Source organism: Sorangium sp. So ce406, assembly GCF_051474675.1.
In the GTDB taxonomy this organism is placed as follows: Bacteria; Myxococcota_A; Polyangia; order Polyangiales; family Polyangiaceae; genus Sorangium; species Sorangium cellulosum_G.
Genome location: NZ_CP150340.1, coordinates 6,413,380 through 6,432,332, shown reverse-complemented (window position 1 = coordinate 6,432,332; position 18,953 = coordinate 6,413,380). Strand labels below are relative to the sequence as shown.

Below are 18,953 nucleotides of genomic sequence, written 5' to 3'. Positions count from 1 at the left end.
GGCGTGCGCGCCGGGACGCCCGCGCCCCGCCCGGCGGCGTGCGCGCCGGGGACGCACGCCTCTCGCCGGCGCCGCCCGCTCAGCCGGCGAGCCGCTCCAGCTCCACGAACAGCGTGCCGAGCTCCGGCTTCGACCGGAGCGGCGCGCAGAAGCGGCTGGCCAGGTGGAGCAGCTCCGCGTCGAGCTGGTCCGCCCTGCGCCCCATCTCGGCGATGCGCTCCTGGGACTCCCGCCGCCGCGCCTCGAGCTGCCGGTCGAGCTCCTCGAGCCGCTCGCGCAGCTTCTTGATCTGCGCGTCCACCTCGGCCACCTCGTGCTCGCGGGCGATCGCCTCGCTCTCCGCCTCGTAATCCGCCTTGCGCGACGCGTACCAGCCCTCGACCAGCTCGGCGAGCTTCCGGTAGCTGGCGGCGAGCTCGAGGTAGGGCTCGGCGAACCCGCTCCGGCCCTCCCAGCGCACGGCCTCCTTGTGCGCGGTCAGCACCGCGGGGATGAACGCCTGCGTCGCCGCGGTGAGCGGCGCCACCCGGGCGCGGAAGGAGCGGGCCTCCTCGCGCGTGAGCGAGGCGTCCACCGTGAGCGCATCCATCGCCCGCCCGATCTGCAGGCGGCCGTCGCGCCACTCCTCGGCGACGCCCTCCAGGCGCCGCTGCTCGTCGAGCGCCCTGGACCGGAGCTCGGCGTGCTCGCGCACGAGGCCGCGCAGCCCCTCGAGCTGCCGCTGGATGTCCGCCGGCGCCGCCGGGCCGAACGCGCGGGCGGTCATGCGCTCGAACAGATCGAGCCGGCTGACCCAGGGGTCGCGCCCCGCGCCCCTCGACCGCACCGCCGAGTCGCGCGGCATCGCCTCCGGCGGCGGCGGGAGCGCGATCCGGCTCTCGGCCGCGATCTCCTCGAGCTCCGCGAGCACGCGGTACGCGTCCACGGGGCGGTCCGAGGGCTCCTTCGCCATGAGGGCGCTGACCAGCCGGTCGAGCGCCTCCGGCATCTCCGGGGCGAGCTCCCGGAGGCGCGGGGGCTGCTCGTTCATGTGCTTCAGGATCCAGCTCGCCGGATCGGGCGCGTCGAACGGCAGCCGCTGCGTGACCATCTCGAACATGATGACCCCGAGCGAGTAGAGGTCGGCCGGGGGGCCCGCGTCGATGGTCGTGCTGCGCTCGGGCGCCATGTACTGCGGCGTGCCGAAGATCTCGCCGAGGTTCGTGAGCCGCGCGTCCTGCGCGCACCGGGCGATGCCGAAGTCGAGGAGCTTCACCCAGTCGCCCTTCAGCAGGAACACGTTCTCGGGCTTGAGATCGCGGTGCACGACGTCGAAGTCGTGCGCGCGGCCGAGGGCGCGCGCCATCTGCACCCAGATGGGCAGCGCCCGCGCGAGCGGCACCCGGCTGCGCTCCACCACGTCGGCGAGGCTCGTCCCCTGGAGCAGCTCCATCACGAGGAAGGGCAGCCCGTCGTCGGTGTCGCCCTGATCGAAGATCTCGATGATGTTCGGGTGCGCGAGCCGCTGCGCGTGCCGCGCCTCGCGCCGGAAGCGCTCGCGCGTGGTCGTGTCCTGCGCGAACTCCCGGTTCAGGATCTTGATGGCGCACGGCGTGCCGATCAGCTTGTTGTACGCCCGGTAGACCGTGGCCATCCCGCCGATCCCGAGCCCCTGCTCGATGACGTAGCGGCCCGCGATCGACATCCCGATGCGGGGGTCCTTCTCGGAGACGAGCGACGAGCCGTCGATGAAGCAGAAGGCGCTGTCGGCCGGATAACGCTGGTGGCACTGCGGGCAGGTCTTCATGGCGGGCACGTCGGCTGCAAGGTTACACTCTACGGGGGGCCGCTCTGGAGGGTCAACGCTCGGCGCGCGGCGCGGCGCTTTGTTCGAGCGGCGGTGGTTCACGTGGCGCGCGACGCGCGCCGTCTCGCGGATCGTCGACGCGGGCTTGCGCGACGTTGCGCACGTTGCGCACGTTGCGCATACGATGGGCGACGTCGCGCGACGCCTGCGGAGCTCGCCGCGTTATGTTGTGGGGACGTCATGGACGAGGTCCCCTTGCGCGCGGTGGTGATCGGCTCGGGCGTCGGCGGCGCCGCCGCGGCGCTGCTCCTGGCGCGCGCCGGCATCCCGACCGTCCTCGTGGAGAAGGAGCGCCGGCTGGGCGGCTCGGCTGCGGCGTACGAGCGGGACGGCTTCCGTGTCGATACAGACACGCACATGCTCTGCCGCGGCGAGGACGGCCCCCTCGGCGACGTGCTCCGTCGCGTCGGCCAGGGCGACGCGATCACCTTCCGTCAGAGCAGCGAGCCCGCCGCGCTCTGCCTGGCGGGCGCGGGCCGCGTCGTCGTCCAGGCCGAGCTCCGGCGGCTGGCCGGGTCCGCCCGGGAGCTCGCGCGCGGCCTCGAGCTCACGGCCCTGGAGGCCGCGCGCGCCGCGCGCCTGCTCGCCCACGCGACGGCGATGCGCGACGTGGACCTGGCCGCGTGCGACGAGATCACGGCCGAGGCGTACGCGGCCCGCTTTCTCCCGCGCGCCGCGGCCGCCGCCCGGCTCGGCGGGCTGCTGGCGTTGCCGCTGCTGCTGCCCGGCGCCGAGGCCTCGGCGGGCGAGGCGCTCCTCGCCTGGCGCCGGCTCGCCCGCGCCGGCCAGCAGCGCTACCCCGAGGGCGGCGCGGCGCGGGTACCCGACGTCTTCTGCCGCCTGGCCCGGGAGCTCGGCGCCGCCGTGTTGACGGGCGCGGCCGTGCGCCGCGTGGTGGTGCGCGATCGGCGCGTGCGCGGCGTGGAGCTCGAGGACGGGACGGCGCTGCCCGCGCGCATCGTGGTGAGCACCGCCGGCCTGCTGCCCACCGTCTCGGGCCTCGTGGGCGAGCCGCACTTCCCGGAGGCGTACGTGGCGCGCGCCCGCGCGCTCACGCCGCAGCCGGGGCAGATCCAGGTGAAGATCGCGCTGCGCAGGCGGCGCGTCGCGGCGGGCGCGCTCGCCGGCCTCGCGGGCGGCGGCGCGCCGTCGCTGCCGTTCTACTGCCTCGTGCCGACGCGCTTCGACCCGTCGCTCGCGCCGCCCGGGCATGAGCTGCTCTGCGCGGTCGCCGTGTCCGGCGCGCGCGGCGGCGCTCCCGCCGCGTCCGTCGACGGGCTCCTGCGCGCGCTCGACGGCGCGGCGCCCGGTCTGCTCTCCGACGCGATCTTCGTCGACGGCTCGCCCGACGACCGGCGCGGGGACGCCGGCGCTGCGGGGGACGCGCCCGCGGCGGGGACGGCGCAGACGCCGGGCCAGGTCGGCCGCGCGCGCCCCGCGGTGCACACGCCGGTCCGGGGGCTCTACCTCGCGGGGCGCGCCGCCGGCGGCCGCGGCGCGGGGATGGAGCTCGCGGCCGCGAGCGCGATGGAGTGCGTCGATCGCATCCTCGTCGATCTGGGCCGCGATCTCGGCGCGCCCGCGCCCCCGGCGCTGCGCGACATCGCCGGCGCGCTGCTCGGGCGAGCCGCCGCTTCCACCGTGTCCTGGGTCACGCGCCCCCGCGGCTAGGCGCTCTCGAGGGCGCTCAGCGCGGGGTCGAGGAGCCGCGGCTGGCGCGCGCGAGCGCGTCGAACGGGAGGTTCTGATCCTCGAACACGGCGTCGAGCTCCTCGCTGCCCCGCTCCCGCACGCCCGAGCGCGGGGACAGCTCGGGGCGCACCGACGAGGGCGGGGCCAGGCGCGCCGACAGCGGCGCCATGGTCCTGATCGAGGTCGGCCCCTCGGCGCCCGAGGGCGCGCCGGGCGGGACGGAACGCACCGAGGTGGGCGCGTTCGACATCGAGCGCAGGGACGGCGGGCTCGGCAGGCGCGTGGAGGAAGGCGGCCCGGCCTGCGAGCTCGACGGCGGCATCGGCGTCGGCCGGTGCGACGGCGCCGGCGGCGCCGGGAGCGCGCGCGACGAGGCCGGCGTGCCGCCCGGCAAGCGCGACGACGGCGGCGGCGGCAAGCGCGACGACGGCGGCGGCGGCGCGCTCGGGTGCGCGCGCATCGAAGGAGGCGGGCTCGACAGGATCCCGCGCGCCGGCGCGCCGCGCACCGAGGGGGGCGGGGTCGAGAGGGGGGCGCTGGCGGTCGGCTGCACCGACGGGAGGCCCGGGAGCGCGCGCGTGGAGGGCGGCGGCACCGAGCGGGGCACGCCTGGCGGGGCGTACGGGCTCGGCTGCGCGGTGCGCACCGACGGCGGGGCACGGAACGACGGCGGCGCGCTGGACGGAGGCACGGGGGTGAGCGTGTGGCTCGTCAGGGGCGTCCGGACCGAGGGCGGGGAGCCGGCGCGCGACGAGGGCGGCGGCATGGTGCTCTCGCTCGCCGCCGCGTCGCCGCGCCGGTGCGCGAGCCGCGGATCGGCGCCCGGGCCCTGCCGCTGCGCCGCGCGCGGATCCACGCCCGCGGCCCCCTTGGCGCCGACGGTCTCGCTGCGCTGCGCGCCGATCAGCGTGTAACGCCCGCTGCCCTCGTCGCGCCGCCCCTCGTCGCGCCGCCCCGCGTCGCGCTCGCGCTGCGCGCTCATCTCGCGCGTGTCGCGCAGCGCGCCTTTCAGCATCGCCTCGAGCTCGCGCTCGCAGACCTCCTCGTCGAGCCGCACCAGCGTCGAGCGGACGTCCCGGGCGAGCGCCTCGAACTCGGCCGGATCCGTCGCGTAGACGCCGTTGGAGAGGATGATCGCGAGCGGCCGCCGCTCGGCGGCGATCGTCGCTGCGGTCGCCGCGTCGCAGCGGTGCAGGAGCACCCCGCAGCCCGGCGCCACCGTGAGGCACAGGCTGAAGAGCGCCGGCCACGCCGGATCAAGGACCACAAGAATGCTGGGTACATGAAGCGGGGTTGCGGTGATCTGCGCGCGACGGTCCATGGCAGATCGAGGATAACTGAAACGAACCGGTTGATCGTAGTTCTCTTTCTCTAGCTCGGTCATTTTCGCTCTGCTTGCGCGTGCTGCAATGTGGCCAGCGGCGCAGATCTCCTACAGCTTGATTGTCTGTGTGCCGCGCGGCGCGAATTGCGCGCCGTCGCCGCGCGCCCCCGCCGCTGTCGTCACCGCCTGTCATCGCCGCGCGCGCCGCCAACCCGCGCGCGGAGCGCCGCCCTCTCTCCTCTCGCGTCCGACCGGCGCGCGGCGCCCTCGCGCTGGGCTCGGCGCGAGCGGAGCGACGCGCGCCCTCCGCCGGGATGAGCGGCGGAGGGCGCGCGTCGCCGAAACGCCGGTATCGCGGTGGGCGCCGTGTCTCCGGTGGACGCCGGGCGATGACGTGGTGCGATGCCCGCGCCGTCGCCTCGCCGGGCGGCCGAGGATCACAGCCCGGTGTAGATGGTCGCGAACGAGGCCGCCTCGCCGCGGAGCAGCAGGTTGAGCCGCGGGTTCGGGACCTTGAAGGTGTGAATCTTGGCGTTCCGCACGTCGAGCACCGCGAAGGCGCCGCCCGGCGTGCTCTCCGCGAGGCCGTTCATCAGCAGGTTCAGCACGACCGAGACGCGCTTCGACGAGAGGGGCTCCCCGCGGAAATACATCTTGATCACGTGGGGCGTCCCGTCGATGACGAGCCCGAGCTCCGGGTTGACGTTGATCTCGAGATCACCGAGGCGGTACGTCGACGCCGGCGGCTCGAACCACGTCATCTTCGCCGAGGCGAGGAACTTGCGGTATCCGTTCACCACCGACGGGTAAATCCGGCGGCGCCGCTCGTCGTGCTGGGCGGCCAGGAAGCCGTCGAGCACGCTGATGGGCTTTCCGCTCCTGTGCATGTCGACGATCGCCTCGCGCACCTGCCTGTAAAAGTCCGTGTGGAGCTCGTCCTTCCGCTCCTTGAACTCCCTGACGCCGGTCAGCTTCGGCGTCCCGGCCTTGAGAACGAAGTCGACAAAGTACGTGAGCGAGATCTTTTCCATGAAGAAGTCTCCTCCAAAACGAAGCGTTCAGGCGCGCCATTTACAAGCGTCGTGCGAGAGACACGCCGTCGCGCCGCGTTCTTGATGTCTACCATGGATAGCCATCTTGGACCCGTCCGGAAAGGGATCGATCGGACGGACATTGTCCCAACCTGTCAGGGGCGGACGGCCGGGGCGTTGCGCGTGAAAAGTTGTGCAATATCAAATAGTTGCATGGGTCGGAAGAGCTCTTCGCACCGGTCCGCGCCGGGTTCCTGTAGGCTCTGTCGGACCCTGAAGAGAGGAGGCGCGCCGCGATGAGGATCGACAGATACCGACTGTTGTCCGGGGGTATCCTGTGGATAACAGGGATTGGCAGGGCGACTCGATGCGTCGACGCGGTCGGACGTGGTCTGTCACAGCCTGGGGCTCGACAGCGCTTGACGCCGACCGCGCGCGCGGGACGGCGCCGGGCGACGGCAGCGCGGGGTGACGGGGGCGCGGCGGAGGCACGGCGGCGGCGCGGCGGGCGAGAGGAGCGTGGGTGATGAACATCAGGTCTGAGCGCGCGGGCGACGAGGCAGGGATCCGCGCTGTCCACCTCGCGGCGTTCCCCTCGGCGATGGAGGCCGTGCTCGTCGACAGGCTGCGGGCCGCGGGGCGCGCGGTGGTCTCGCTCGTCGCGGAGGTCGACGGCGCCATCGTCGGACATGTCCTGTTCAGCCCGGTGGCGATCGCCGGCCCCGGCCCGACCGGCCGAGGGCTCGGCCTCGCGCCGCTCGCGGTCTCGCCTGCCTTCCAGGGCCGCGGCGTCGGAGCCGCGCTGGCGCGCGAGGGCATCGAGGCGTGCAGGGGCGCTGGCTGCGCCTTCGCCGTCGTCCTCGGAGCACCGGAGTACTACGCCCGGTTCGGGTTCAAGAAGGCCAGTCTGTTCGGCCTGGGCAACGAGTACGCGGCGGACGAGGAGTTCATGGCGATGGAGCTCGCCCCGGGCGCGCTGAAGGACGCCCGAGGCGTCGCGACCTACAGCCCCGAGTTCGGCGTCTTCGCGGCCTGATCTGCTGCCGCGCCCCGCCAGGCCACCGCCCGGCGGCGGCGCCCCGGCGGCCGGGGTTGCATACATACATCCGCGAATGTATATTCCTGGCGTGCGACGGACGAAGGAGGAGGCGGCGGCGACCCGCGAGCAGATCCTCGACGCGGCGCTGCTCGTCTTCAGCCGCAAGGGGTACTCGGCGGCGACGCTCCAGGACGTCGCCGCCGAGGCCGGGCTGACGCGGGGCGCGGTCTACTGGCACTTCAAGGGCAAGGCGGAGCTCTACGCGGCGCTCGTGGGCGAGCGCTTCGCGAAGGCGAGCGAGGTCCTCGCCGAGGCGCTTTCCCCGCGGTACTCGCCGCTCGAGTCGATCGAGCGCCTGCTCACGCGGTCGCTCGAATACCTGGAGGAAGACGCGGAGTACCGCGCGGTCCTCTCGATAACGCTGTTCAAGACCGAGCTCACGCCCGAGCTCGAGCCCGGGTTCCAGCAGAAGATCGCGAGCCAGCGCCGCCTCGTCGACAGGGTCGCCGACCTCGTCCGCAAGGGGATCGCGGCCGGCGAGATCGACCGGGCCACCGACCCGAAGGCCGCGGCGCTCGCGGCCGTCAGCCTCGTGAACGGCGCGACCGCGCTGCACCTCATGGACCCGAGGATGCTGGATTCCAGGGCCGCCGTGCGCCGCATGGTCGCGACGTTCGTCCGCGGGCTCCGGCGCTGAGACAGCCGCTCTCGCGCGCCTCGTTGTCCGCTGTCGATACGCATGTCCTTTTACATACATTCGTGAATGTTTGCGGGAGGTGAAGCCATGTTCCTCAGGCAGTACTGGTATGTTGCCTGCGCGTCGTCGCAGCTCGGGGCAGCGCCGCGCGCGGTCCGGATCCTCGATCAGGATCTCGTCGTGTTCCGCGGCGACGGCCGCCGCCCCCGCGCGCTCGCCGATCGCTGCTGCCACCGCGGCGTCAAGCTGTCGCTCGGGCGCGTGACCGGCGGGGAGATCGCGTGCGGATACCACGGCTGGCGGTTCGGCGGCGGCGGCGACTGCGTGCATATCCCGTCGCTCGCCCCGGGCAGGCGCATCCCGGAGAGGTGCGGTGTCCCGGCGTTCCCCTGCGTGGAGCAGGACGGGTACGTGTGGGCCTGGCTCGGCGGCGACGGCGGGGGCGCGCCGCCGCCCCCGCCATCGATAGATGGCTTCGCGGCGCACCGCTGGGACCAGGGCTCGGTGGAGCTCGGGTGCGCGGCGCTCAAGGGGCTGGAGAATAACCTCGACTGGTGTCATCCGGTGTTCGCGCACCCGTGGACGCACGGGCAGTTCTACATCGCGCTGGTCCGCGGCCTGCGCGAGCAGCTCCTGGAGATGCGGACGACGCCGGACGGGATGACGCTGCGCGGGCCGGTCCGCGAGGACGGCGGCGCGCCCGGGCGGCGAGCGGCGCAGACGCTGCTCTCGTTCAAGCTCCCCGACCGCGTCGAGGTCCGCTCGCTGGGCGGGCCGTCGCGCCGGATCGTCCTGCACTTCGTGCCGACCGCCCCCGATCGGTGCCGCATGGAGTGGCTCATCGCGCGGGCGATGCCGTTCGGGCCGCGCGCGCGCTTCCGCCGGGAAGAGCCGGCGATCCTCCGGCAGGACCGGATCCTCCTGGAGAGCGCCGAGCGGGCCGCCGCGGATCAGGGTGCCTTCCGCGAGCACCACGTCGAGGCGGACGCGCCCACGCTGCTCCTGCGCCGCATCGTCGCGTGGGCCGCGCGCGGCGAGTGGGAGCAGCGGCGCGCGAGCCTGCCAGAGCGGCGGGTCATCCGGGTGATGTCGTAGCGGCGCCCGCGCCCGCCTGGGTCAGGCCGCCGACCGGCGCCACGCGGCGCGCGCGTCGACGCCGTGCTCGGCGAAGCGGGGCACGTAGTCCCGCTCCACGGCGCGCTCGAGGATCTCGCCGTAACGGGCGACCGGCATGAGGCCCCAGGCGCGGTCGTCGTCGGAGATCGCCGCGCGACGGGCGCCGCCGGCGGGCATGTAGCTCTTGCGCATCCGGGCGAACATGGCGGGGAGCTCGCGCTCGACGAGCAGGCGCACGGCGGGCGCGCACGGCAGCTCGAGCAGGTAGCGGAGCAGCGTCCAGCCGAAGTCGCGGTGCCGCACCTCGTCGCGCAGGATGCGGTCGAGCGCCCGGCGCGCGGCAGGGACGATGCACCCCTCGCGGAGCACCTTGAAGAGCGGGACAGCGACCGTCTCCCCGAGGCAGAAGATCTCGACGCCCGCCCGCGCGACGGCCAGCTCGAGCGGCTCGTCTTCCTTGCCCTTGAGCCCCAGCGTCTCGCGGCGGAGCGGCGCCAGGGCCCCGCCGCCCGCGAGGACGTGGACGCGATGGCTGAGGCGCGCGTGCGCGAGCTCGTCCTTGACGATGCGCAGGCCGTCGTCGATGAGATCCGGCGACGCGCCCATCTGGATGAGCCAGAGCGTGAGGTGCTGCGTGATCGCCGCCGAGCGGTACTCGGCCTCGATGCGCCGCCCCCACTCGCCGCGCACCGCGTCGCTGGCGGGAGGGAGCGGGGCCCGCGGCGCGTCGTCGGCGTCCGCGGCGCCGTCCCGCTCCGCCTCGCCGTCCTGCTCTGCGTCGGGGGCGTCCGTCATGGGGTCACGCTATGCGCTGGGTCCCTGGGCGGCAAGACGGGCGACGGGAGCGCTCCGGCCGCGGTCACTCCGTGGCGGTCGCCGCGGAGGGCGGCAGGCAGACGCTCTTGGTCAGCCCGCAGGCGCTGCAGGTCGCGCCGTCTGGAGACGCGGCAACGCAGGGGTTGACGACGACCTCCTGACAGCGCGTCCCGGCCGGACACGCCGCGTCGACCTCGCCGCACGGCAGGCTCGGGAAGCAGCCCACCGCGGCGAGCGCCGGGGTTCCCGTGCCCTCGGCGCAGCCTGGCACAAGCCACTGACATGCTGGCCCCAGGCTCGCGCATTCGTCCCCGGTGGCGGCCGTGAGACAGTCCCCCGGGGGCGGCGGGGGCGGTGGGGGCGGTGGGTTGCAGGAGACCGCGATCGTCACGGACCACGTGCCGTCGGCGCCGCAGGTCACCACGGTCGGCTCGGGGCAATCGGGGGGGCCGGCATAGGAGCAGCTCTCCCCGAGCAGCTCGCACGCGCTGCCGGTCGTCGGCAACGACTCGGGGCACGCCGGCGGCGGCGGGTTGCAGGAAATCTCGCTCTCCACGCGCCACGCCCCCTCCGCGCACCTGTAGCCGATGGGGTTGTCGCAACCATCGATGTAGCTGCAGGACAGGTCGTCCGCGTCGCAGCTCGACCCGCGCTTCGGCATCGCTTCTGGGCACGCCGGCGGCGGGGGCGGCGGGTTGCAGGAGATCTCGCGCTCCACGCGCCACGCCCAGTCCACACACGCGTAGTCGATGGGGTTATCGCAACCGTCGATGTAGCTGCACCACGCGTCGCGCTCGTCGCAGGGCGATCCGGGAGCCGGCATCTCGTCGGGGCACACCGCCGGCGGCGGGTTACAGGCCATCCCCTCGGGACAGCCGTCGTCCACGGTGGGGTCGCACCCCGGCAGCGCCACGGCGCCTGCAAACGAGGCCGCCGCGGCGACCGTCACGAGGAAGGGGGCCCGGAGCACCTTGCGCTTCTTCTGCATCGTCATGACCTGCTACACCCTTTCTGTGGCACAACGTGGCGCAAGGCTCGTGCTTGCACCCTTCGAGGGCCACGTCGAGCAAGCAAGGTGCCACGACGGTCGACGGCAGCGACGCCGCTACCGGCACGCGCTGATCCGCACGTCGTCGATGTTCCAGCCCGACATGGGCGCGCCGCCAAAGGCGATGACGGCGCTGTAGCCGAACCGCACCCGTAGATCCGGGTTCCTGTACGGCGTGAGATCGTACGTGACGTCCCTCCAGGCGGACTCGGTGACATCGTCGAGCGGAGACTCGTAGACGATCCTCCAGCGCGATCCGTCGAAGACCTCGACCCGGGCCTTGTTGCGGTAGCTCGTGTTCAGCCAGCGCCAGAACGACAGCGTGACCCGCCCGCGCACCGCCGCGTCGACCGCGGGGCTCGTCAGGTAGCGCTGCGGGTGCGGCGCGGTGATGCTCGGGCCGCCGCCGAGGAGCACGCCCGCGATGCCGTTGTCGCCGGCCCTCGTGTGATCGCTCGCCGGATCCGGGAACCCCGCGCGCTGGCCGCCGGACGCGCGCGCCGGGCCGATCTCCCAGCCGGGCGCGAGGCTCCATCGGGCCGCGTTGTCCGAGAAATCCTCCGCGAAGAGGACCTCTGCCGAGCACGGCGCGCCCGGGCCGTCGCTCCCGGGCGCGCCGCGGAGCGCCGCCGGCGCGGACGCCGCCCAGTCCAGCGCCAGAGAGCCGTCTCCCTCCGCGATCCACGGCTCGCCCGTCGGGCCGGCGGTGCACCCCGCCGCGGCGAGACCGCACGAGACCGCGGCCCGTCCAATCCACGTCTTCATGGTCGCTCCTGCGAACGTGCAATGCCCCCGACGCCAGCACCATTCCGCATGGCCGTCGCGCAGCGCCGAGAGCACGTGTTTGTAGGACCGAACCGGGGCGGTGGACAGCCCAGGTGAGCGGCGCCCGATGCGGTGAGATCGGCGTCATGCGCCCTCTGACACGGCGATTCCGCCATCGCCCTGGGCGACCTGAGCCGCGCCCGCGCCCGCGCCGGCGGGGCGATCACGCGACGGGCGGATCAGCGGGGCGCGGCCGCGGCTTCGGGCGGCGGGGCCGGCGGGATCGGCGCGCGCGAGACCGTCTCGCGCGTCGTGACGTCGCTGATCATCAGCGTGAGCAGGAGGCCGAGGAGGAGCGCCGACACGATCATGGGGAGCGCGTTCGCGAAGCGCTGCTCGATGAGGTGCATGAAGAAGAGCAGCACGAGCACCGTCTTCACCGTGGCGATGAGCAGCGCCGCGACGACGTCGCCCCGGCCGAGGTGGGCGAGCGAGAGGAGGTACGAGGCCAGCGTGAGCGCCATCAGGGCGAGCCAGACGATCACGTAGGTCCGCGAGGAGAGGTGCTTGACGGTCATGGGTGCAACGTGCCGTTAGCGGTGCATCAGGTAGAGCATCGGCCAGAGGAATATCCAGATCACGTCGACGAGGTGCCAGTAGAGCCCGCCGAGCTCGACGTGCGTCTCGTTGCCCGCGCCGTACCGGCGCCGGAAGCACCCCCACGCGAGCCAGCCGAGGACCACGAGCCCCGCCGTGACGTGGACGGCGTGGAGGCCTGTCGAGACATAGTACAGCGTGAAGAACAGCCGCGCGCCGGCCTGCGGGAGCTCCTCGAAGCGGTAGCCGGCGCCGGGGAAGATCCCCTCGCGGAAGTGCGCCGCGTACTCGATGCCCTTCAGCGTGAGGAAGGCGGCCCCGAGCGCGATGGCGCCGAGCAGGAGGCGGCCGGCCCGCGCCGGCCGATCCAGGCGCACGGCGTAGACGCTCAGCGCGACGAGCAGGCTGCTCGTCAGGAGGATCGCCGTGTTCGCCGTGCCGATCGGGGCGCTGTTGTGCGCGATGCCGGCGGCGAACTCGGCGCCGTACATCGCGCGGTAGCCGGCGTACAGGCCGAAGAGGCCGCCGAAGAGGAGGACCTCGCTGGCGAGGAAGATCCACATGCCGAAGTGCGCGGCGTGGGTCTGCTTCTCGAGATCCTCGAACTGCATGGCGAGCCGCGCCGGGGCGAGCGGCTGCGGCTGCGCTTCAATGAGCGGCGGCTGAGATTCGAGCATGGGCCTCCTCCTCGGTCAGGTGGTAGTCGTACGGGCCGCGCTCGACGATCGGGGTCACCGGGAAGTTGTGCTTCGACGGGATGGGCGGCGTGATCCACTCGTAGCTGCGCGACCTCCACGGGTTGGCGGGGGCGCGCGCCCCCCAGCGCAGGGCGATGAGCAGGTTCACCAGCGAGAGCACGAGCGCGGCCCCGAGCAGGTAGGCGCCCCCGGTCGAGAGCACGTTGAGCCACTGGTACTGCTCCGGGTAGCTGTAGTAGCGGCGGGGCATCCCGGCGTTGCCCAGGAGGAACTGGGGGAGGAACGTGAGGATGAACCCGAGGAACGCCCCGAAGGACGTGAGCAGCCCCATCGGCTCGGAGTACATGCGGCCGAACATCTTCGGGAACCAGTAGTGCGCGGCCGCGAGGAACGCGGTGAGAGTGCCGCCGACCATGATGAAATGGAAGTGTGCGACGACGAAGTACGTGTCGTGCCAGTGCACGTCGAGCGACTGCGTCGCGACGGCGATGCCCGTCATGCCCCCGAAGACGAAGAGGAACAGGAACCAGAGGAAATAGAGCATCGGCGTGTTGAGATGGATCGACCCCTTCTGCAGGGTCGCCACCCAGGTGAAGACCTTGATGGCGGAGAAGATCCCGATGAACATCGAGAACGCGCCGAAGATGCCGGCGTCGACCTCGCTCATCCCGGCCACGAACATGTGGTGCCCCCACCCGGCGAACCCGATGAGCGCGATGCCGAGCGACGAGACGGCGATCGCCCAGTACGACGCCGGCTGCCGCTGCGAGAAGGTGCAGACCACCTCGCTGATGACCCCGAGCGCCGGGAGCACCATGATGTAGACGGCAGGGTGGGAGTAGAACCAGAACAGGTGCTGGAACAGCACGGGATCGCCGCCCAGCGCAGGGTCGAAGAGGCCGAAGTGATAGACGTGATCCGCCCCGACGAGCAGGATCGTGAGGCCGAGGACGGGGGTCGCGAGCAGGATGATGATGCTCGTGCTGTAGATCGCCCACACGAAGAGCGGCAGTCGGCCCCAGCCGAGCCCGCGGGCGCGCATCGTGTGCGTGGTCGCGATGAAGTTCACCGCGGTCATGATCGACGAGATGCCGAGGATGAAGATGCCGATCACGACGGGAATGACCGCCGTGGGCGTGGTCGTGCTGTAGGGCGGGTAGAACGTCCACCCGGTGTCGGCGCCCCCGCCCACGGCTGCCCCGAGCGTGATCACGGCGCCGATGGCATAGACGTAGAGGCTCGCCAGGTTGAGGCGCGGGAACGCGAGATCCTTGGCCCCGATCATGAGCGGGAGGGCGAAGTTCCCGAAGATGTTCGGGATCGATGGGATCATGAAGAGCCACACCATGACCACGCCGTGGAGCGTGAACATGCGGTTGTAGGTCGACGCGCTGATCACGGTGGGCCCCGGCGTCAGGAGCTCCGTCCGGAGGACGAGCGCGAAGACGCCGCCGAGCAGGAGCATCGGTATGATGAGCGCGTAGAACATGATCCCGATGCGCTTGTGATCGGTCGTGAGCAGCCACGAGCGCACGCCCGCGTCGGCTCGCAGATAATCGGCCTCGTGCGCGCCGTGCCCCGGCGCTACCCCCTCGATCTCGTGTGCGATCATGGCGTCGTCCCTCCCGGCGCGGCGGCGCCGCTCCCGCCCACGCCGCCGTCCCACGGCACGACGGGGCCGCGGGGCACGTCGCGGATCGATTTGATGAGCTCGATCATCGCGGCGATGTCCGGCGGCGTGACCTGCCCCAGATACGACGGCATGACCGGCTGGAACCCGCGGTGCAGCGCGGCGAGCGGGTCCATGATCGACTCGGTGATGTACGCCTCGTCGGCGATGCGCTCGCCGCCGCCCTCGAGCGGCACGACGGCGCGGTACAGGCCTGCCCAGGTGGGGCCGATGTGCGGCGTGCCGTCGAGGGTGTGGCACCGGAGGCAGTTGTGGCGGGCGGCGGCGCGCTCGCCGCGGCTCGGCATCGTGGGCTCGGCCTCCGCGCGCTCCTGCTCCGCCTGCGCGGCGGCCTCCTGCGCGAACGCCGGCGTGCTCGCGGCGCCGCCGGCGAGCCAGCGCTCGTAATCGGCGGGCTCGAGCGCGATCACCTGGCCGCGCATCTCCGAGTGGCTCGTGCCGCAGTACTCCGTGCAGAGGATGGGATACGCGCCGGGCTCGCTCGCCTCGAACCAGGCCGTGGTGTAGCGGCCCGGGAGGACGTCCTGCTTGATGCGGAACGCGGGGACGAAGAAGCTGTGGATGACGTCGCGCGACGTCATGATGAGCTTGATCGGCCTGCGCGCGGGGACGTAGAGCACCGAGATCATGCTCTCTCCCTCGGGGTAGGCGAACTTCCACATCCACTGCTTCCCGGTGACGTAGACGTCGAGCGTGTCGTCGGGCGGCGTGCGCAGGTCGACGAACTGGCGCGTGCCGACGTTCCAGAACGCGAGGAACAGGACGCCGAGGCCGAGGAGCGTCACCGTCTCCAGGGCGAGCGCCGGCTTCGCGAGCGTCCCCGCGTGCGGCCGCGCGGTGTCCTGGAGGCGCCGTCGATAGCGGATGAGGAAATAGCCGCCGATCAGCGTGATCAGGACAGCGCCGCCCATCGTCACGGAGACGACGATGTAATGGAGCCCGTCGATCTCGCGGGCCAGCGAGGAGCGCTGTTCGGGCAAGAAGAGGATCTGGCGCAACAGCTCGTTCATCGCGCGCCCTCCCGCCGCCGGCGCTGCCAGCCTCGCCAGCCGAAGAAGGCGACCAGCGTGACGACCCAGGCCAGGATGCCGGCCGCGCCGAGCCGCAGGAAGCCGGCCACCTGGGGGCCGTAGCGGCGGCTCGCCGGGTCGTAGCGATAACACGTCATGAGGACCCGATCGAGGGTGGTGCCGACCTGCCCGCGGCTCGCCTCGAGGAGCGCGAGCCGGAGGTCGAGCGCGGGGAACTCGATGCCATAGAGATAGCGAGAGATGCGGCCCTCCGGCGTCAGCACGAAGACCGCCGCGGGGTGCGCGTACTGGTCGGTCTGCGGGTCGTGCGCGAACCGGAACCCGAGATCGCCCGCGAGCGCGCGGATCTCGGGGACATCGCCGGTGAGGAACGGCCAGAGATCCGGCGCCGGCGCGGCCGCCATGCCCAGCGCCGCGAGGGTGGCTGTCCGCTTCCGCGCCGCGGACTCCGGGGTGTCCCGGGGATCGAAGCTCACCGTGAGCGCGCGGTAGTGCTCGCCGAGCCGGTAGTCGAGCTTCCCCATGCCGGAGACGAGCCCGCGCAGCACGAGGCCGCACAGCGTCGGGCAGCGGTAATAGGCGAGGACGAGCAGGACCGGGCGCCTGCCGTCGAGGTGCGCGGCGAGCGGCGCGGCGCGCCCTTCCATGTCGGTGAACGACAGCGCCGTGTCGATGGGGCTGCCGAGGCGCTCCTCGATGTCGGCCTCGCGCGCGGCCGGCGGGAGCGCCGGCGGGTCGGCGGCGGCCGCGAGCGGCGCGCGCGAGAGCGAGACGGCGAGGAGCGCCGCGGCGGAGAGGTGCGCCGTCCTCATCGGCTCTCCTCGGCGACGAGGCCCATCGCGTCCTCGATCGGGATCTGCACGATCCCGCGCCCCCGGTCGGCCCAGCCAAAGCGGCCGAGCTCCTCGCGCTTCCTGCGATTGAGCACCTTGCCGAGGCCCTCCTCGCCGGTTGCCTGGCGTCGGAAGATGCGCTGATCGACCCCGGCCACCACGCCGCGCGGCAGGAAGCCCTCGCGCGCGTGCTCGATGGTCCTGCCGCCGGCGCGGAGCGCTGCCTCGCGGCCGCGCAGGATCATCCAGGACCAGGCGGCCAGGGTGATGAAGATGACGATGGCCGCGAACGCGATGGCGAGGATCCTCCGCCAGGGGAGGTGATCCTCTTCCTGGCGCACGTCGGGACGGCGGTACTGGGAGGTCATACGCTCTCGTAACGGAGTGCGGCCGGCAGCGCCGGGTCGTTGACGGGGACGAGCGGCTTGCCGCGCTGACGGAGCGCGGCGAACGCGACGCACGGGCCGACCACGGCGAGGAGCGCCGCGAGATCGAGCCAGTGGTACGGCGCGCGAACGCCGGAGGCCTCGGGCACGACGAGCCAGTGCATGTCGAGGTAGTGCGCGACGAGGACCCAGGCGGCGACCGCCGACAGCCACGCCGGCCGCCGCTTGATCCCGTAATTGAGCAGGATCAAGAAGGGGATCACGAAGCGCGCGAGCACGAGGACGAGGGTCGCTGTCCCCCACGGGCCGTGGTAGCGGCGCAGGTAGAACTCCGCCTCTTCGGGCTTGTCCGCGATCCAGATCAGCATGAACTGGAAGAAGGCGGCGTACGCCCAGAAGATGGTGAACGCGAGGAGCAGCCGGCCCAGCGCGTAGTAGTGCGAGCTGCTCAGCCCGGGCAGGAGCCCGGCGCGCTCCGAGGTGAACGTCAGCCCCGTGAGCAGCGCTATCGCCGCGACGAAGCCGCCGGCGAAGACGTAGACGGGGAACATCGTCGACACCCACGTCGGCGCGAGCGACATGAGCCAGTCGAACGAGGCAAAGGAGAGCGCCAGCGCGACGAGCGGCAGGCCGCCGACGCTGAGCGCGCGGAGCCGCCCGCCGCCCGCGAGCGCCGGGCTCGCGTCGCCCCGGAGCGAGCCGCGGCGCAGGAGGGCGCCCAGGGCGAGCCAGATGGCGAAGTAGATACCCGTCCTCACGAGGAAGAAGGGGAGGTTCAGGTAGGGCGTCTTGTGGAGCACGATCGCCCGGACGTGCTCGTCGTGGATCGACTCGGGATGGAGCCAGTCCCCGTAGAGCGCGTCCATCCCGAGCAGGAGCGGGAGGAACAGCGCGGCGAGGGGCGGCAGCGCCGAGAGGATCGCCTCCGCGAGGCGGCGGACGGCCACGGGCCATGTCGCGCCCATCGCGTGGCAGATCATGAGGAAGATGAGCGCGCCGACCGCGGTGGTGACGGCGTAGGCGTAGGCCGCGAGGTACGCGTAGAAGACGCGCTCGCGGTCCACGAACGCGCCGACGACGAGCAGGACGGCACCGAGGAGCGCGAGGCCGAGCGACCGCGCGACGAGCGCGCGGCCGCCCCGGAAGATGGGGATGCGAGGGACTCGTCCGTTCACGGGAGCTCCTTCAGGGCGCGCTCGCGCAGGGGCGGGGGGAGCGCGTCGAGCGCGGCGGCGCGGCTCCGCCCGAGCGCCTTCACATAGGCCACGATCGCCCAGCGCTCCCGGAGCGGGATGTTCGGCTCGTACGAGCGCATGAGGCCGTAGCCCTCGACGATGACCTGGTAGATGCGGCCGGGCGGGAACGCCTGCACGCGCGCGTCGACGAGCGACGGCGGGCGCCGCTGCGTCATGTTCCGCGCGACCTCCGACTCGCCGTCTCCGGCGATCCCGTGGCAGGCGCCGCAGAAGATCTCGTAACGGCCCTGGCCGTACCGGATCAGCTCCAGCGTGACCGGGACCGGGATGCGGTCGACGTACGCGCCGCCCGCGACGCCCCGCGTGAGCCCGGGATCGCCGGTCACCCGGTCGTTCGGCACGGTGCCCTCGGGCGGGCGGCGCATGACGGCGCCGTCGTCGAACATCTCCGCCGGCTCGTAGGGCGCGTAGCGCTTCTGGCGGATCATGCGCTCGAGGTCCAGCTCGTCGGCCTCGCCGCGCTCGTCCTGGGCCGGGGTCGCCGGGGTGCACGCGACGCAGAGCGCCGCGGCGAGGCCGGCGAGCGCGCCGAGGACGACGGAGCGCCCGCGCCTCACGGCCGCTCCTTTCCGGCCCAGGCGACGGTGAGCGCGCCCAGATCGGTGAGATCGCGCTCGGCGATGGGCCGGATGAGCGCCGGGTCGCGGGCGTCGATGCCGATCCAGAACCGATCGATGGTGGCGCGCTCGAACCCTGGCACGTCGAACACCGGATTCCAGAGCTCGGGCAGCTTCGTGAGCGCGAGCAGCACCACGAACCCGACGAGGGAGGTCGTGAGCACCATCATCTCGAAGGTGATCGGCACGAACGCCGGGGCCGCGTGCTGCGGCCGCCCGCCGACGTTGAGCGGGTAGTCGTAGGCGTTGTTGTACCACTGGACGAGGTAGCCCCCCGCGGCGCCCGCGAGCGCGAAGGGGAAGACGATCCACGTGAGCGGCGATCGACCGAGTCCGAGCGCCGCCTCGGCGCCGTGGACCGGGTACGGCGTGAACGCGTCGAGCCGCCGGTATCCGCGGCTCCGGAGCTCCGCGAGCGCGCGGAGCATCGCCTCGGGCGTCTCGAACTCGGCGAGCAGTCCTCTCTTCATG

19 protein-coding genes are annotated in these 18,953 nt (G+C 72.8%); 4 read left to right on the top strand and 15 right to left on the bottom strand.

Annotated elements, in window-relative coordinates:
• Positions 1–79: 79 nt before the first annotated feature.
• Positions 80–1,786 carry a protein kinase domain-containing protein gene (locus WME96_RS23675; RefSeq protein WP_437283853.1) on the bottom strand — a complete coding sequence of 569 codons (1,707 nt, stop codon included), beginning with the start codon at positions 1,784–1,786 and terminating at the stop codon, positions 80–82.
• 240 nt (positions 1,787–2,026) lie between these two features.
• Here WME96_RS23675 and WME96_RS23670 point away from each other — a divergent pair, with 240 nt between their 5' ends.
• A complete protein-coding gene (locus WME96_RS23670) occupies positions 2,027–3,517 on the top strand; it encodes an FAD-dependent oxidoreductase (protein ID WP_437283852.1) in 1,491 nt (496 codons plus the stop codon).
• A 16-nt stretch (positions 3,518–3,533) separates the two neighbouring features.
• Here WME96_RS23670 and WME96_RS23665 read toward each other — a convergent pair whose 3' ends face one another.
• The gene (locus tag WME96_RS23665) at positions 3,534–4,805 is read right to left on the bottom strand and encodes a hypothetical protein (protein ID WP_437283851.1); all 1,272 of its coding nucleotides are present in this window, start codon (positions 4,803–4,805) and stop codon (positions 3,534–3,536) included.
• A gap of 494 nt (positions 4,806–5,299) precedes the next feature.
• Positions 5,300–5,893, bottom strand: a complete 594-nt coding sequence (locus tag WME96_RS23660; protein WP_061615524.1) for a hypothetical protein — start codon at positions 5,891–5,893, stop codon at positions 5,300–5,302.
• 526 nt (positions 5,894–6,419) lie between these two features.
• On the opposite strand from WME96_RS23660, the gene WME96_RS23655 reads away from it, so the two are divergent.
• The 3 genes from WME96_RS23655 (at position 6,420) to WME96_RS23645 (ending at position 8,724) form a co-directional block, all read left to right on the top strand.
• Positions 6,420–6,929, top strand: coding sequence for a GNAT family N-acetyltransferase (locus WME96_RS23655; RefSeq protein WP_437283850.1), 510 nt, complete (start codon positions 6,420–6,422; stop codon positions 6,927–6,929).
• A gap of 91 nt (positions 6,930–7,020) precedes the next feature.
• Positions 7,021–7,629, top strand: a complete 609-nt coding sequence (locus WME96_RS23650; protein ID WP_437283849.1) for a TetR family transcriptional regulator — start codon at positions 7,021–7,023, stop codon at positions 7,627–7,629.
• A gap of 87 nt (positions 7,630–7,716) precedes the next feature.
• The gene (locus tag WME96_RS23645; RefSeq protein WP_437283848.1) at positions 7,717–8,724 is read left to right on the top strand and encodes a Rieske 2Fe-2S domain-containing protein; all 1,008 of its coding nucleotides are present in this window, start codon (positions 7,717–7,719) and stop codon (positions 8,722–8,724) included.
• 21 nt (positions 8,725–8,745) lie between these two features.
• Here the strand turns inward: WME96_RS23645 and WME96_RS23640 are convergent, their stop codons facing one another.
• The 12 genes from WME96_RS23640 to WME96_RS23585 form a co-directional block, all read right to left on the bottom strand.
• Positions 8,746–9,540, bottom strand: a complete 795-nt coding sequence (locus WME96_RS23640; RefSeq protein ID WP_437283847.1) for a ferritin-like domain-containing protein — start codon at positions 9,538–9,540, stop codon at positions 8,746–8,748.
• Between the two features lie 64 nt (positions 9,541–9,604).
• Positions 9,605–10,549: a hypothetical protein gene (locus WME96_RS23635; protein ID WP_437283846.1), complete on the bottom strand. Its 945-nt coding sequence runs from the start codon at positions 10,547–10,549 to the stop codon at positions 9,605–9,607.
• Between the two features lie 117 nt (positions 10,550–10,666).
• The gene (locus WME96_RS23630; protein WP_437283845.1) at positions 10,667–11,374 is read right to left on the bottom strand and encodes a hypothetical protein; all 708 of its coding nucleotides are present in this window, start codon (positions 11,372–11,374) and stop codon (positions 10,667–10,669) included.
• A gap of 239 nt (positions 11,375–11,613) precedes the next feature.
• Positions 11,614–11,952 (bottom strand): cytochrome C oxidase subunit IV family protein, encoded by a 339-nt coding sequence (locus WME96_RS23625; RefSeq protein ID WP_437283844.1) that lies wholly within the window; start codon positions 11,950–11,952, stop codon positions 11,614–11,616.
• 15 nt (positions 11,953–11,967) lie between these two features.
• Positions 11,968–12,648 (bottom strand): cytochrome c oxidase subunit 3 family protein, encoded by a 681-nt coding sequence (locus WME96_RS23620; protein ID WP_437283843.1) that lies wholly within the window; start codon positions 12,646–12,648, stop codon positions 11,968–11,970.
• Entirely contained in the window at positions 12,620–14,281 is a 1,662-nt protein-coding gene (locus WME96_RS23615) for a cytochrome c oxidase subunit I (RefSeq protein WP_437283842.1), read from the bottom strand. The genes WME96_RS23620 and WME96_RS23615 overlap by 29 nt, the downstream gene beginning before the upstream one ends.
• Positions 14,278–15,369: a cytochrome c oxidase subunit II gene (coxB, locus tag WME96_RS23610; RefSeq protein ID WP_437283841.1), complete on the bottom strand. Its 1,092-nt coding sequence runs from the start codon at positions 15,367–15,369 to the stop codon at positions 14,278–14,280. The genes WME96_RS23615 and coxB overlap by 4 nt, the downstream gene beginning before the upstream one ends.
• On the bottom strand, positions 15,366–16,202 hold the full coding sequence (locus WME96_RS23605; RefSeq protein ID WP_437283840.1) for an SCO family protein: 837 nt from the start codon (positions 16,200–16,202) through the stop codon (positions 15,366–15,368). The genes coxB and WME96_RS23605 overlap by 4 nt, the downstream gene beginning before the upstream one ends.
• Positions 16,199–16,591, bottom strand: coding sequence for a hypothetical protein (locus WME96_RS23600; protein WP_437283839.1), 393 nt, complete (start codon positions 16,589–16,591; stop codon positions 16,199–16,201). The genes WME96_RS23605 and WME96_RS23600 overlap by 4 nt, the downstream gene beginning before the upstream one ends.
• On the bottom strand, positions 16,588–17,784 hold the full coding sequence (locus WME96_RS23595) for a hypothetical protein (protein ID WP_437283838.1): 1,197 nt from the start codon (positions 17,782–17,784) through the stop codon (positions 16,588–16,590). The genes WME96_RS23600 and WME96_RS23595 overlap by 4 nt, the downstream gene beginning before the upstream one ends.
• Positions 17,781–18,422 (bottom strand): c-type cytochrome, encoded by a 642-nt coding sequence (locus tag WME96_RS23590; protein ID WP_437283837.1) that lies wholly within the window; start codon positions 18,420–18,422, stop codon positions 17,781–17,783. The genes WME96_RS23595 and WME96_RS23590 overlap by 4 nt, the downstream gene beginning before the upstream one ends.
• Entirely contained in the window at positions 18,419–18,952 is a 534-nt protein-coding gene (locus WME96_RS23585; protein ID WP_437283836.1) for a DUF3341 domain-containing protein, read from the bottom strand. The genes WME96_RS23590 and WME96_RS23585 overlap by 4 nt, the downstream gene beginning before the upstream one ends.
• Position 18,953: the final 1 nt, after the last annotated feature.